Consider the following 14,795-nt stretch of genomic DNA (forward strand, 5'->3'; position numbering starts at 1 on the left):
TTGGCGTCCGACCAACAGGAGGCGATGCGTCAGGTGACGAGCACGACGGACGCGACGACCGAACGGCCGACACCGCACCACCGTCCGGCACCGCGCCGCCGGTCACGACGGCAGCGCCTCTGGGACCGACTGCTCGTCCTCGACCCGGGGCTCGTCAAGAGCGACGGGGCCCTCCGCACGCTGCTCTGCGTCCTCGCCGGGATGGCGGTCGGGTACGCCGTGGCGGTGTCCTTCGGGCTGCCGGCGGTCCTCGGGCTGATGATCGGTGCCATGCCGGCGTTCATCACCTGCCTGGTGATCGTCGACCCCGGCCCCGGACGCGTCGCCGGACGGACCGCGGCCGTCATCGTGCCGTTCGTCGCCGCCCTCGCCGGCAGCATCGCGCTGCACCCGTTCCGCGTCCTCGAGCTCGCGCTCATCGTCGTGCTGCTCTTCGTCCAGTTCCTCGCGTCCCAGTGGGGGACGTGGGCGTCGGACGCCGCCGTGGTCGCCTTCGCCGGCTACCTCTGCGGTCTGCTCCTCCCGCTGCCGGAGACGGCGGCGGTGCCGCTGTCGCTCGTGGTCGGCGCCTCCCTCGCGGCGACGATCGCGATCAGGACCGCGTTGCTCCGGCCGGACCCGTACCGGTCGCTGATGCGGACCCGACGCGGGTTCCTCGCCAGGGGGTCCGACGTGCTCGAGGCCGCGACGGCGCTCCTCGCCACCGCCGACGACCGCGGATCTCGCGACCGTGCCCTCCGACGGCTCCGGCGTCGACGTGCGCAGTACCACGAGATCGCCCTGACGGTGGACGGCATGCTGGCGGCGAGCGGCGCCGACGACACCGCCGACGAGCTGCACCGTCTGGTCTTCGACACGCACTTCGCCGTCGACGAGCTCGGCCGTGCCGCCGCGGACCTCGTCGGACAGGGAGCCCCCGAGGACGTCCGTCACGCCGCCCTCCGCGCCTTCACCATCGTGCTGCGGCACGGCGGCAGCGCCGGCGACGAGGCCGGCCGCACCCTCGCAGCGCGGTTCGCGATCACCGCCAGCGCGGACGACACCGGAGCCAGGACGGCCGCACTCGTGCGCCGCATGCAGGCGGAGTTCGCGGACCTGCGCACGGCCGGTGTCCGCTGGCGCGGGCTCCGCGACGCACTCCCGCGGTCTGGCGACGCCGTACCGTTCGCCTCACCCGTGGTCCTCGCCGGCGGCCGACCGGTGGGTGCGGTGCCGGTGCTGGCCGACGAACTCGCCGAGGGGCCGTGGCGCCGCTTCCACCTGACCGCCTCGCTCCGCACCGCCGTGCAGGCCGCCGTCGCCGTCGCGGTCACCGAACCCCTGGCGCTGCTCCTCGACGGCAGTCGCTTCTACTGGGGCGTCATCGGCGTGATGATCGTGTTCGCGGGCACCAACACCACGCACGAACGCGTCCGCAAGGGGATCCACCGGGGCGTCGGCACGGTCGCCGGCGGGCTGGTCGGGATCGTGCTGGTCCACGTCCTCGGCACGGACCACCCCTGGGCGACGATGGTGCTCGTCTGTGTCCTCCTCGCGGTGGGGACGTACGGCTTCGGCGGTGTGTACGCGGTGTGGGCGGCGTGCCTGGTGGTCGTGCTGTGCCAGGTGTACGCCTGGTCCGGCACGTTCACGGACCTGCTCATCCCGATGCGACTCGCCGAGAACCTCCTCGGCGCGTCCGTCGCGGTGCTCGTCAGCCTCGTCGTGCTGCCGGTCGCGACCCGGCGCGTGGTGCGCCGCGCCGTCCGGCGGCAGCTGGTCGCGATGCGCGCGTTCGTGCTGGCCACGGTCGGGGTGGACGCCGACGCGCCGGAGGCGACCACGGCCTCCCGGCCGGATCCGCTCGACCTGCGGAACCGGTCGCGCGCCGTCGACACGGCCACCTACCAACTCGAGGCGGTGCTGCGACCGATGGTCGGCTTCCCGACCGGCGGACCGGCGCGCGCCGACGCGCGGGTGCGCGCCTCCCTGCAGGCGGCTGCGGCGTTCGCGCGGGAGCTGGCCGGGAGGCCCGGTGTGGCCCCGGCGGACCTCCCCGCCACCCTGCGTGGTGCGGCGGAGACGCTCGCGGCGTCCGTCGACGCGTTGGCGGACCGCGTCGTGGCCGGCCCCGTCAGGGCATCCGGCGGTGAGGGCCGCGTCGACGGAGACGGCGGCGGTACGTGGACCCGGATCACCGAGCGGCTCGACGAGGTGCTGCGGTCGTTGCCGTCGACGGCGGGTGCCGATCCGGACGCCGACGCGGTGCGGGCCCGCGTGCACGCGCTCGGACGTATCGACGAGTCGCTCGCGCTCTTCGCGGAGCGCGTCGACATGCCGGTCGCGGGCGGCGCGTCCCGTCCGATGTCGGCGGGTGGTGGCACGATCGTCGCGTGAGCAAGCAGGACGGAAGCAACCGGCTCGTCTCCGACCACCCGGTCGCCGACGTGACGGCCACCGTGCTGCACGTCGACATGGACGCGTTCTTCGCCTCCGTCGAGCTGCTCGACCGGCCCGACCTCCGCGGGCTCCCGGTGATCGTCGGGCACGACTCCGACCGATCGGTGGTGACCGCGGCGACCTACGAGGCCCGGAAGTACGGCGTCAACTCCGCGATGCCGATGGCCGTCGCGAGACGCCGGTGCCCGAACGCGGTCATCGTCGAGCCGCACTTCGAGAAGTACCAGGCGAAGTCCGCCGCCGTGATGGCCGTGTTCGACCGCTTCACGCCGCGGGTCGAGCGCCTCGGCATCGACGAGGCCTTCCTCGACGTCGCCGGTGCCGTCCGCCTGTACGGCACGCCGTGGGAGATCGGGACCGCGATCCGTCGTGCCGTGTTCGACGAGACGGGCCTGCACTGCTCGGTGGGCGCCGCCTCGACGAAGTTCGTGGCGAAGCTCGCCTCGAGTCGCGCCAAGCCGGACGGCCTGCTGGTCGTCCCCGCCGCCGACACCGTGGCGTTCCTGCATCCGCAGCCGGTCTCCGCGCTGTGGGGCGTCGGCGGGAAGACGCAGGAGGTCCTCGAGCGGCGGGGGATCCGCACCGTGGGTGACCTCGCGACGACTCCGCTCGGCTCGCTCGTGTCGGCGATCGGTCCCGCCGGCGGGCAGCGCCTGCACGACCTGTCGTGGGGGCGTGACCCGCGCGTCGTCGACACCGCGGTCGGCGAGAAGTCGATCGGGCACGAGGTCACGTTCGGCACCGACCTCACCGAGCGCGACGCCGTGGCGCGGGAGCTCCTCCGCCTGGCCGAGAAGGTCGCCGTACGGATGCGCCGCGCGGACGTGCAGGCGCGCACGGTCGCCCTCAAGGTCCGGTACACCGACTTCACGACCCTGACGCGGTCGCGCACGCTGGTGGAGCCGACCGACGTCGCCCGTCGCATCCACCGCGAAGCCGTCGAGCTCTACGACGCCCTGCACACCCCGGGGAACCGGATCCGGCTGATCGGCGTCCGCGGGGAGAACCTCGTGCCGACGGCCGCGAGCAACGCGCTGTGGGACGACGACGCGCCGTGGCGCGACACGGAGACCACCGTCGACGCCGTCACCGCTCGCTTCGGCGCCGGCGTGCTCCGGCCCGCGTCGCTCGTCCGCGGGGCGCCCGAGCAGCGTCCGCCGCACGCCCGACAGGACATCGGGTGACGGTAGAATCGGGGACAGTGAGCGCAGCGGAGTACGAAGACCAGCAGCCCGCGGCCGTCGGTCCCCAGACCGACCAGGCCCCGGCGTCGTCCACCGAACTCGCACCGGCGGAACTCGCCGAGATCGCCGGCAACGCGGCAGCCGAGCACCTGTCGCCCGCCTTCCCGGACCGCGCCGCCTGGGGCACCGCCTCGAAGCTCCGTGCGTGGCAGGTCGAGGCGCTGACGAAGTACTTCGAGACCGAACCACGGGACTTCCTCGCCGCCGCCACCCCCGGTGCCGGCAAGACGACGTTCGCGCTCCGGCTCGCGACCGAACTGCTCGCCAGGGGCACGGTCGACCGTCTCGTGGTCGTCGCGCCCACCGAGCACCTCAAGCGGCAGTGGGCCGACTCCGCCGACCGTGTCGGGATCCGGATCGACCCGATGTTCAAGAACGGCGACGGCATGTTCGGCCGGCACTACCAGGGCGTTGCGATCACCTACGCGCAGGTCGGCATGAACCCCGAGGTGCACAAGACGATCACCGAGGGCGGCCGCACGCTGGTCGTCCTCGACGAGGTGCACCACGGCGGCGACGCGCTCACGTGGGGCGACGGCATCAGGGAGGCGTTCAGTGGTGCGACCCGACGGCTCTCGCTGTCGGGGACCCCGTTCCGGTCGGACACGGCACCGATCCCGTTCGTGCAGTACGCCCCCGACGAGCAGGGCATCCGCACCTCGATCTCCGACTACAACTACGGCTACGGGCGGGCGCTGCAGGACGGCGTCGTCCGCCCGGTGCTGTTCATGGCCTACGCCGGTCAGATGCGCTGGAAGACCCGGATGGGCGACGAGATGTCGGCGTCCCTCGGCGAGCAGGTCACGAAGGACATCACCGCGCAGGCCTGGCGGACCGCGCTGTCGCCCGACGGCGAGTGGATGCCGGCGGTGCTCTCAGCCGCCGACAAGCGGCTGACGGAGGTCCGTCGTGGCGTCCCGGACGCGGGTGGCCTGGTGATCGCCACCGACACGACGACCGCGCGCGCCTACGCCAGGATCCTGCAGCAGATCACCGGGGAGCGCCCGACCGTGGTGCTCTCCGACGAGGCCGCGGCGTCGAGCCGCATCGGCGCCTTCGCCGCGGACACGTCCCGGTGGATGGTCGCGGTGCGGATGGTCTCCGAAGGCGTCGACGTCCCGCGGCTCTGCGTCGGCGTCTACGCCACCAGCGCCAGCACCCCGCTCTTCTTCGCGCAGGTCATCGGCCGCTTCGTGCGGGCCCGACGCCGGGGGGAGACCGCGTCCGTGTTCCTGCCGAGCGTGCCCGGGCTGATGGCCCTCGCGGCGACCCTCGAGCTGGAGCGGGACCACGCGCTCGACCGGCCGAAGGACGCCGACGACGGGATGTACAACCCCGAGGACGCGATGGTCGCCGAGGCCAACAAGGAGGACCGCGCGTCCGAGAGCCTGCTCGACGTGCAGCCGTTCGAGGCGCTCGACTCGCAAGCCTCCTTCGACCGCGTGCTCTACGACGGTGGTGAGTTCGGCACCGGCGGGGAGATCGGCTCGCTCGAGGAACTCGACTTCATCGGCATCCCCGGGCTCCTCGAACCCGACCAGGTGCGCGACCTGCTCCGCGCCCGCCAGGCCACGCAGGCGAAGCGTTCCAAGGGCCGAGCGGTGAAGGACGGCCAGCCGAAGGTCGCCGAACCCGAGAACCGCCCGATGTACATGACGATCAAGGAGCAGCGGTCGGAGCTGCACCGGCTCGTGTCCATCTGGTCGCGGCACGCGAACGAGCCGCACGGCGCCATCCACGCGGAGCTCCGTCGGATGAGCGGTGGGCCGGCCGTCGCGCAGGCGAGCATCGAGCAGATCCAGAAGCGCATCGACATCCTCCGGTCCCGCATCGGCGGTCGTCGGTGATCGTCGCCGTCGACGACCGCACGTGGCTCGTCAAGCGCGACGAGTCGTCGTCGCCCGAGGCGATCATCGACCGGTTCGGCGGCGGGTACCGGCTCCGGCGCTTCAGCCTCACCGAGTCGCGGCGGACCGCGCACGGCGTGTACCTCGGGGTCGACCTCGCCGAGACGGCCTGGTGGCGGCTCCGCGACCGGCGGCGTTGACCGGGCGCAACACACATCGGTGGCGTGGCGCTGGCGCGGCGCGGCGCGGCGGTGGCGCTGGCGCGGCGCGGCGCAGCGGTGGCGTGGCGTCGGCGCAGGTCGGCGCCGGTCGGTGGCGCGGCGCCGGCGCACGGCGGTGACCGTCGCCGATCCCCGTCGGCCCAACTCGTCGCTGGCCGATTCGCCGCTTCCGCGCGGCGGACATGACGAGACGGTCGTTCTTCGAGTAGACCGGAGGAATGGCAGACTCCATCCCTCACGTCCTCGTCCTCGGCGGCGGTTCAGCCGGCTACACGACCGTCAAGCAGCTGCAGAAGCACGCGGCGACGGTGCCGATGCGCATCACCCTCGTCGACCAGAACACGTACTACACGTACCTGCCGTTCCTGCCCGAGGTCGCCGGGGGCCACATCGCCCCGAAGGACGTCACCTTCGAGCTGCGTCGTGCGCTGCGCAAGACCCGGGTCATCCAGGGCAAGGTCACCGGGATCTCGTCGAAGGACAAGACCGTCTCGATCGCGACCGCCGGTGGCGACGACCGCACGCTCGGCTACGACCAGCTCGTCGTCGCGCTCGGCTCGGTCACCCGGACATTCCCGACCCCGGGGCTCGAGGAGGTCGGCGTCGGCTTCAAGAGCGTCGAGGAGGCCGCCTACGTCCGCGCGAAGCTGCTCGACAACATCGCGAAGGCCGCTGCCACCCGTGACGAGGACGAGCGTCGCCGACTCCTGACCAGCATCTTCATCGGCGGCGGCTACACCGGCGTCGAGGCGATCGGTGAACTGTTCGACGTCTCGCAGGCCGCCATCAAGACCTACCCGTCGCTCGCGGGGGAGCAGCCCCGCTGGGTGCTCATCGACGCGCTCGACCGTGTCGCGCCCGAGGTCGGTCCGGAGCTGTCGAAGTGGACCCTCGAGTCCCTCCGCGCCCGTGGCATCGACGTCCGCCTGAAGACCACGATGCCGAGCTGTGAGGGCGGCGTCGTCAAGCTCTCAGACGGCGACGAGTTCGCCACCGGGCTGCTCGTCTGGACCGCCGGCGTCAAGCCGAACCCGCTCCTCGACGCCACCGACCTGCCCCGCGGACCGAAGGGGCACCTCGCCGCGAACGCGAAGCTCCAGGTCGAGGCCGAGGACACCCACGAGGTCGTCCCCGGCGTCTGGGGCCTCGGCGACGTCGCACAGGTCCCCGACCTGACCGCGGAGAAGCAGCCGGCGTACTACCCGCCGAACGCGCAGAACGCCGTCCGTCAGGCTGTCGTGGCCGCGGACAACGTCGTCGCGACGATCACCGGCAAGCCGCTCGAGGAGTACCGCCACCCATCGATCGGCACCGTCGCGTCGTACGGTGTCGCCAAGGGCGCCGCGAACATCAAGGGCATCAAGATGACGAACCTGCTCGCGTGGCTGGCGCACCGGTCGTACCACGTGTACGCGATGCCGACGCTGAACCGCAAGGTCCGGATCGTCATCGGCTGGGTCACCGGTGCGGTGTCCGGCCGTGACGCCACGTCCCTCATCAAGGAGACCGACCCGCGTCAGAACTTCGTCGAGGTGACCAAGGGCTGAGCGGGCGACCGCCTGCAGGACGGGAGGCGCGGTGCCGGCTGGCACCGCGCCTCCCGTCCGTCGTGGGGCCGGGTGCGTCGGGTCCGGCGCTACCGACTGCCCGCTCGCGGCGCCGGTCGACTCGGTGCGACGGTGCGGATGTCGTACGACAGCGACCCTGTCGCTCCCCGCGCGCGCGACGGTTGCGTGCGCGGGGCAGCGACATCGTCGACGTCGTACGACAGCGCCCCTGTCGCTCGTTGCGGGAGCAACGACCTCGGGAGTCGTCGTGCTGCTGTGCCCCGGGCTCCGACTCGATGCGACGGTGCGGACGTCGTACGACAGCGACCCTGTCGCTCCTTGCACGCGCAACGGATGCGGACGCGGGGCAGCGACATCGTCGACGTCGTACGACAGCGACCCTGTCGCTCCTTGCGCGCGCAACCATGCGCGCACAACCGAGCCACGACTCCCCACGAGCGAGCGGGCACACAAAAACGAACGGCCCACCCGAAGGTGAGCCGTTCGCCGCGTGTCTCAACACTGCGTGTCCGAAGGGGGACTTGAACCCCCACGCCCTAATACGGGCACTAGCACCTCAAGCTAGCGCGTCTACCAATTCCGCCATCCGGACAGATGATCTTCAGTTGTCTGGCGGCCCCAGCGGGTTTCCCCGGCGTTGCTGCCGGAGAAGACATTAGCACGGCCGTGAACGCACGCTGAACACGGCCGCGCATCCCGGGCGCGTCCGAGGGCCTCCCCGTGCCGCTGCGTCGGTGCTCCCCGGTAGCGTGGAGTCATGACGACCGACGCCGCCGGCCCCACGACCGAGCTCGAGGCCACGGCCGCGATCGCCCGTGACCTCATCCGGATCGACACCACCAACTGGGGCGGCGGGCGCTCGGCCGGCGAGACCGAGGCGGCCCACTACGTCGAGGCGAAGCTCCAGGAGCTCGGCGCGGAGCCGCAGCTCTTCGAGTCCGAGCCCGACCGGGTCAGCGTCGTCGCACGGATCCCGGGCCGCGACCGGTCCAAGCCGGCGCTCGTCGTGCACGGGCACCTGGACGTCGTCCCCGCGGACCCGGCCAACTGGAGCGTCGACCCCTTCGGTGGTGAGGTCCGGGACGGCATGCTCTGGGGTCGCGGTGCCGTGGACATGAAGAACATGGACGCGATGATGCTCACCGCGCTCGGCGACGTCATCGCGTCGAACGGCGCCCCGGAGCGCGACCTCGTCATCGCGTACTTCGCGGACGAGGAAGCCGGGGGAGTGCTCGGGTCACACCACGTCGTGACGAACCACCCCGAGGTGTTCGCCGGCGCGACCGCGGCGATCAGCGAGGTCGGCGGCTACTCGATCACGCTCGGGGACCGCCGGGCGTACCTGCTGCAGACCGGCGAGAAGGCGCTGATGTGGATCACCCTGGTCGCGACCGGCACCGCGGCGCACGGGTCGCACGTCATCCGCGACAACGCGGTCACCAAGCTCGCCGCTGCCGTCGCCCGCATCGGCAGCGAGGAGTGGCCGGTGCGGCTCTCCGCCACGACCGAGGCGATGGTGGCCGAGGTCGCCCGGTTCCTCGGGGTCGACCCCACGGTCACCGGTCCGGACGAGGTCGCGCTCGCGACCGGGTCGGCGTCGCGGTTCATCCACGCCGCGCTGCACACGACGTCGAACCCGACCGTGCTCCAGGCCGGCTACAAGCACAACGTCATCCCCGACTCGGCCGAGGCGTTGATCGACGTGCGCTGCCTCCCGGGCGACGAGGAGACGGTGCTCGAGCGGGTGCGGGAGCTCGCCGGCGACGACGTCGAGGTCCGGATGACGTTCCGCGACATCGGCCTCGAGCAGGACTTCGGCGGCCCGCTGGTCGATACTGTGCGCGAGGTCCTCGACCGCCACGACCCCGGGGCGCCGGTGCTGCCCTACCTGCTCTCCGGCGGCACCGACAACAAGGCCCTCTCCACCCTCGGCATCGCCGGGTACGGGTTCGTCCCGCTCCGGCTGCCGGCCGGCGTCGACTTCCCGGCGATGTTCCACGGCGTCGACGAGCGGGTGCCCCTCGACTCGCTGGCGTTCGGTCGGCGTGTGCTCGGCGACCTGTTCGCCTCGTACTGACACACTGGGTGGTCGCCCGGCGCTGCCGGGCACGACCGCCCCTGACGACCGGAAGGCCGCGCCAGTGCACATCCTCGAGGCGATCCTCCTCGGCTTCGTCCAGGGGCTGACCGAGTTCCTCCCGGTCTCCTCCAGCGCCCATCTCCGCATCGTCGGGCTGTTCCTGCCCGACGCCGAGGACCCGGGCGCCGCCTTCACGGCGGTGACCCAGCTCGGCACCGAGACGGCCGTGCTCATCTACTTCTGGCGGGACATCACGCGCATCGTGCGTCGGTGGTTCGGGTCGTTCCGCGGCACGGTGCCGCGCGGCGACCCCGACGTGCGACTCGGGTGGCTGGTCATCATCGGGACGATCCCGATCGGCGTCGTCGGGCTCCTCCTGCAACACACCATCGAGACCACGTTCCGGTCGCTCTGGATCGTCGCGGTCGTGCTCATCGTCTTCGGCATCGTGCTCGGCGTGCTCGACCGGGTCGGTCGCAAGGAGCGGCGCATCGAGCACATGACGTTCGGCGGCGGCATCGCGATCGGGATCGCGCAGGTGCTCGCCCTGGTGCCCGGTGTCTCGCGGTCGGGGGCGACCGTCTCGATGGGCCTGGCGCTCGGGTACACCCGCGAGGCGGCAGCCCGGTTCGCGTTCCTGCTGGCGGTCCCCGCGGTGTTCCTCTCCGGGCTCTACGAGGCCGCGACCAGCCTCGGCGACACCGGGGCACCCTTCGGGGTGGTCGACACGGTCATCGCCACCGTCGTCGCGTTCGTCGTCGGCTTCGTCGTGATCGCCGGGTTCATGAACTACATCAGCAAGCGGAGCTTCATGCCCTTCGTGTACTACCGGGTGGCACTCGGTATCGTGCTCATCGTGGTGTTGTCGCTCGGAGTGGTCCAGCCGTGAGGGCCTGGGAGGCCCCGTCCGTCCCCGAGGTCGCGGGGAGTGGTCCGCGACCGGTCGTGCACGACACGTCGGCCGGCAAGCCCGTCGACCCGACGCACGGCGACGACCGCGCGGCGCTGTACGTCTGCGGGATCACCCCGTACGACGCCACGCACCTCGGCCACGCCGCGACGTACCTGGCGTTCGACACCCTCGGGCGCGTGTGGCGCGATGCCGGCCTCGACGTGGAGTACGCGCAGAACACGACGGACGTCGACGATCCGCTGCTCGAACGTGCGACCAGGGACGGCGTCGACTGGCGGGAACTCGCCGCCTCGCAGATCGACCTCTTCCGCCGTGACATGGAAGCGCTCCGCATCCTGCCTCCGGACGACTACGTCGCCGTCACCGACGAGGTCGAGCGCATCGCCGAGGCCGTCGCCTTCCTCCAGGAGACCGGCTACGCGTACACGGTGCCGACCACCGACGCGGCCGGTGACGACCTCTACTTCGACGTGAACCGGCCGACCGAGTCGTGGGCGCTCGGCGACGAGAGCCGACTCGACCGCGACACGATGCTCCGACTCTCCGCCGAGCGCGGCGGCGATCCCGACCGGGCGGGCAAGCGTGACCCGCTCGACCCGCTCCTGTGGCGTGCCGCGCGGGCCGGGGAACCGAGCTGGGAGACCGTCGTGGGAGCGGGCCGCCCGGGTTGGCACATCGAGTGCAGCGTCATCGCCGGCGACCGCCTCGGACTGCCGATCACCGTGCAGGGCGGCGGTAGCGACCTGGTGTTCCCACACCACGAGATGAGCGCCGGTCACGCCGCGGCGCTGGCGCACCAGCCGCTCGCGAACGCTTACGTGCACACGGGGATGATCGCCTACCAGGGCGAGAAGATCTCGAAGTCGCTCGGCAACCTCGTCACGGTCCGCGGGCTGCTCGACGACGGAGCCGACCCCCGGGCGATCCGGCTCGCGCTCCTGTCGCACCGGTACTCCGACGACTGGGAGTGGTTCGACACCGAGCTGTCGAGCGCGACCCGCCGCCTCGGTACCTGGGACGCGTGGGCCGCAGGCGGTGTCGGGCACGCCGACGATGCGGACGCGGTCGTCGCACGCATCCGGGCTCGGGTCGCGGACGACCTCGACACGCCCGGCGCGGTCGCGGCGGTCGACACCGCGGTCGCCGGTGGGACGCGGTGCACGCCGGAGCTCGTCGACCTGGTGGACGCGCTGCTCGGCATCCGCATCGGCTGACGTCCCGGGTTCGGGCCGCGGTCCGGCGGTGGTTCGTCGGCGGTTCGTCGCCCGTCGACCCTCGTCGAGGTTCCACGATTCGCCCGTCGACCCTCGCCGAGGTTCCACGATTCGCCCGTCGACCCTCGCCGAGGTTCCACGACTCGCCGCTCACGTCCGCCGAGGTTCCACGAATCGCTCGCGACGGCACCCGAGGTTCCAGAATTCTGGAACCTCGCCCTCGACCTGGCGCGGCCCGTCCGCACCACGCACGGACGGGAGGCGCGGTGCCAGCTGGCACCGCGCCTCCCGTCCGTCGGTCCTCGCCGCTACTGCGGCGGCTGCGGAGGCCGCCACGGCCCCTCGCCGGCCTGTCCCGGCCCGTCCTTGCCGTCCTTGCGCTCCCGGCGCCGCAGGTACTGCTCGAACTCCTGCGCGATGGCGTCGCCCGACGCCTCGGGGGAGTCGACCGTGTCACGCGCCTGCTCGAGCTGCTCGATGTACGACGCCATGTCCTCGTCGTCGGAGGCGAGCGCGTCGATGCCCTCCTCCCACTGCGTCGCGTCGTCGAGGAGCGTGCCGCGCGGGACGGTGACGTCCGTGAGCTCCTCCATCTTGTCGAGCAGCGACAGCGTCGCCTTCGGGGACGGCGCGTTGTGCACGTAGTGCGGGACGGACGCCCAGAGCGAGAGCGTGGTCAAGCCGGCCTTGTCCATCGTGTCGGACAGCACGCCGAGGATGCCGGTCGGCCCCTCGTACGAGGACCGGTCCACGTCGAACGCGGCGCGGACGCCGGCGTCCTCGCTCGAGACGAACACCGAGATCGGCCGGGTGTGCGGGACGTCGGCGAGCATCGCCCCGACGAACACGACCGCGTCGATCGCGTACACGTCGGCGAGGTCGATGACCTCGGCGCAGAACGCCCGCCACGTGCGGGACGGCTCCGGTCCGACGAGGACGAACACCTCGCGCTCCGACGGCTCCCCGGCAGCGCTCATCGCGGTCTGACCGCCTTCGCCGGGACCGTACAGCACGATGCGCGGCCACTGGATGCCGCGCACGCCGTTCTCGTCGCTGCCCACGGTCGGCCGGTTGAACTGGTAGTCGACGTACTGCTCCCCGTCGATCTCCCGCAGCTCGTCGAGTCCGAGCGCGTCGACGATGCGGCGTGCGAGACCGCTGGCGGCCTCACCGGCGTCGTTCCAGCCTTCGAACGCGACGACCAGCAGTCGGCCGTCGTTGAAGGGGGAGTGCTGTGGCACGGAGCGGACCTCCTCGAGGTGGCGTGGGGCGCAGGCGGCGCGGGTGACTTCCCGTCCACGGCCGCCCGGAGCCGATCAGGCATCCACAATAGGCCCCGCGAGCGACCCGGACCGAGCACGCCGGTAGACTCGTCGCCCGTGACCGCGCATCCTCCCGCCCTCGTCCAGCCCGCAGCCGTGCTGTGGGACATGGACGGCACGATCATCGACACCGAACCGATCTGGCAGCAGTCCCAGGTCGAACTCACCGCGGAACACGGCGCGGAGTGGACCCACGAGGACGGGCTGTCCCTCGTCGGCAGCGGCCTCGAGCGTTCCGGCGAGATCCTCCGCGACAAGGGCGTCGACATGGAGGTCGAGGAGATCGTCCAGTGGATGACGTCCTACGTGATGGAGCGTCTCGAGCACGGCGACCTGCCGTGGCGCCCGGGTGCGCGCGAACTCGTCGAGGAGCTGCACGACCGCGGCATCCCGACCGCCCTCGTCACCATGTCGCGGCGCCGGATGGCCCTCGTCGCCGCGGACGCGTTCGGTGCGCGCGGGTTCCGGGTGGTCGTCGCCGGCGACGACGTCGAGCACCCGAAGCCCCACCCCGAGGCGTACCTGACCGCTGCTGCGCAGCTCGGCGTCGACCCCACCACCTGCATCGCGATCGAGGACTCGGCGACCGGCGTGGCCGCCGCGGCCGCCTCCGGTGCCGTGACGATCGGCGTCGAGCACATCGTGCCGCTCGCCGGCACCGCCGGGGACGTCCACCTCACCTCCCTCGCCGGCGTCGACGTCGACCGTCTGCTGGCGCTCGCCTCGCCGGCGCTGGCGGCACGCGCAGCCGGTCCTGGAGGCCCTGCTGCGGTCGACACGTCGGCCGTCGGCACCGAGGGGGTCACCCGATGAGCGCCGACACCGCCGACACCGCCGGCCTGCCACGGACGCCCGGCCTGCCGCACACCACGGGCGGCACCCCGCACACGCCACCCCGCGGCCCGTTCCGCGCCGGCGACCGCGTGCAGCTCACCGGCCCGAAGGGCAAGCTCACGACGCTGTCGCTCGAACCCGGCGTGATCTACCACACGCACCGCGGCATGCTCGCGCACGACGACGTCATCGGCCGACCGGACGGGTCCGTCATCACGGCGAGCTCCGGCGACGAGTACCTCGCGCTCCGGCCGCTCCTGAACGACTACGTGATGTCGATGCCCCGCGGTGCCGCGATCGTCTACCCGAAGGACGCGGCCCAGATCGTCGCCTTCGCGGACGTCTTCCCCGGGGCCCGCGTCGTCGAGGCCGGTGTCGGGTCGGGAGCGCTGTCGCTGTGGCTGCTCCGCGCGATCGGGCCGACCGGCCGCCTGCAGTCCTTCGAGCGCCGTGACGAGTTCGCCGAGATCGCCCGCGGGAACGTCGGCACGTTCCTCGGTGCGGTGCCGGACAACTGGACCGTCACCGTCGGCGACCTCGTCGAGGAACTGCCCGGAGCGACCGAGCCGCAGAGCGTCGACCGCGTCGTGCTCGACATGCTCGCCCCGTGGGAATGCGTCGACGCCGCGGCCGACGCCCTCGTCCCCGGTGGGCTGATCGTCTGCTACGTCGCGACCGTCACCCAGCTCAGCCGCACCGCCGAGGCGCTCCGGGACACCGGCCGCTTCACCGACCCGCAGTCGAGCGAGACCCTCGTCCGGACCTGGCACGTCGAGGGGCTCGCCGTCCGGCCGGACCACCGCATGGTCGGGCACACCGGGTTCCTCGTGACCGCTCGCCGCCTGGCGGACGGTGTCGTGCTCCCGAACCTGAAGCGCCGTGCGGGCAAGGCGGAGTTCTCGGACGAGGACGTCGAGGCGTGGACGCCCGGCGCCGTCGGCGAGCGGTCCGCGAGCGACAAGAAGCTCCGCAAGGTCGCCCGGCAGGCCGCGGCACAGGCGCGGAAGGTCGCGGCTGCCGAGGCGGCGGACGCCTCCGGCTCGGCGGACGGCTCGGACGCCGGCACCGACCCCGAGACGTCCGACACCCCCGGGGCCGACCGGTAGGCTACGG

General features: G+C 72.3%; 11 protein-coding genes and 1 tRNA gene. 10 read left to right on the top strand and 2 right to left on the bottom strand.

The annotated features are described in order from the left end of the window. Positions 1–33 precede the first annotated feature (33 nt). The 5 genes from FS641_RS00620 to FS641_RS00640 all read left to right on the top strand — a co-directional run bounded on the left by FS641_RS00620 (position 34) and on the right by FS641_RS00640 (position 7,298). A complete protein-coding gene (locus tag FS641_RS00620; protein ID WP_144758410.1) occupies positions 34–2,376 on the top strand; it encodes an FUSC family protein in 2,343 nt (780 codons plus the stop codon). Then, complete coding sequence (gene dinB, locus FS641_RS00625; protein WP_144758413.1) at positions 2,373–3,623, top strand: DNA polymerase IV; 1,251 nt, start codon at positions 2,373–2,375, stop codon at positions 3,621–3,623. The genes FS641_RS00620 and dinB overlap by 4 nt, the downstream gene beginning before the upstream one ends. 122 nt (positions 3,624–3,745) lie before the next feature. Next, positions 3,746–5,530 (top strand): DEAD/DEAH box helicase, encoded by a 1,785-nt coding sequence (locus FS641_RS00630; protein ID WP_144759776.1) that lies wholly within the window; start codon positions 3,746–3,748, stop codon positions 5,528–5,530. Further along, the gene (locus tag FS641_RS00635) at positions 5,527–5,730 is read left to right on the top strand and encodes a hypothetical protein (RefSeq protein ID WP_144758416.1); all 204 of its coding nucleotides are present in this window, start codon (positions 5,527–5,529) and stop codon (positions 5,728–5,730) included. Before FS641_RS00630 ends, FS641_RS00635 begins: the two co-directional genes overlap by 4 nt. Positions 5,731–5,969: 239 nt before the next feature. Then, a complete protein-coding gene (locus tag FS641_RS00640; RefSeq protein ID WP_144758419.1) occupies positions 5,970–7,298 on the top strand; it encodes an NAD(P)/FAD-dependent oxidoreductase in 1,329 nt (442 codons plus the stop codon). 527 nt (positions 7,299–7,825) lie between these two features. Here the strand turns inward: FS641_RS00640 and FS641_RS00645 are convergent. Then, a tRNA-Leu gene (locus FS641_RS00645) sits at positions 7,826–7,911 on the bottom strand. 165 nt (positions 7,912–8,076) lie between these two features. On the opposite strand from FS641_RS00645, the gene FS641_RS00650 reads away from it, so the two are divergent. From FS641_RS00650 to mshC, 3 genes are all read left to right on the top strand, one after another. Then, positions 8,077–9,396: a M20/M25/M40 family metallo-hydrolase gene (locus FS641_RS00650; RefSeq protein WP_144758422.1), complete on the top strand. Its 1,320-nt coding sequence runs from the start codon at positions 8,077–8,079 to the stop codon at positions 9,394–9,396. A 64-nt stretch (positions 9,397–9,460) separates the two neighbouring features. Then, positions 9,461–10,288 carry an undecaprenyl-diphosphate phosphatase gene (locus FS641_RS00655; protein ID WP_144758426.1) on the top strand — a complete coding sequence of 276 codons (828 nt, stop codon included), beginning with the start codon at positions 9,461–9,463 and terminating at the stop codon, positions 10,286–10,288. After that, a complete protein-coding gene (gene mshC, locus FS641_RS00660; protein WP_144758429.1) occupies positions 10,285–11,526 on the top strand; it encodes a cysteine--1-D-myo-inosityl 2-amino-2-deoxy-alpha-D-glucopyranoside ligase in 1,242 nt (413 codons plus the stop codon). Before FS641_RS00655 ends, mshC begins: the two co-directional genes overlap by 4 nt. Positions 11,527–11,834: 308 nt before the next feature. On the opposite strand, the gene FS641_RS00665 is transcribed toward mshC, so the two are convergent. Then, positions 11,835–12,767, bottom strand: a complete 933-nt coding sequence (locus FS641_RS00665) for a PAC2 family protein (RefSeq protein ID WP_144758431.1) — start codon at positions 12,765–12,767, stop codon at positions 11,835–11,837. A gap of 138 nt (positions 12,768–12,905) precedes the next feature. Between FS641_RS00665 and FS641_RS00670 the strand changes: the two genes are divergently transcribed. Together FS641_RS00670 and FS641_RS00675 are read left to right on the top strand one after the other, a co-directional pair. Continuing rightward, complete coding sequence (locus FS641_RS00670) at positions 12,906–13,661, top strand: HAD family phosphatase (protein ID WP_260855557.1); 756 nt, start codon at positions 12,906–12,908, stop codon at positions 13,659–13,661. Then, positions 13,658–14,788: a tRNA (adenine-N1)-methyltransferase gene (locus FS641_RS00675; RefSeq protein WP_260855558.1), complete on the top strand. Its 1,131-nt coding sequence runs from the start codon at positions 13,658–13,660 to the stop codon at positions 14,786–14,788. The genes FS641_RS00670 and FS641_RS00675 overlap by 4 nt, the downstream gene beginning before the upstream one ends. Positions 14,789–14,795 lie beyond the last annotated feature (7 nt).

This window comes from Curtobacterium sp. 9128 (genome assembly GCF_007673775.1).
In the GTDB taxonomy this organism is placed as follows: domain Bacteria; phylum Actinomycetota; class Actinomycetes; order Actinomycetales; family Microbacteriaceae; genus Curtobacterium.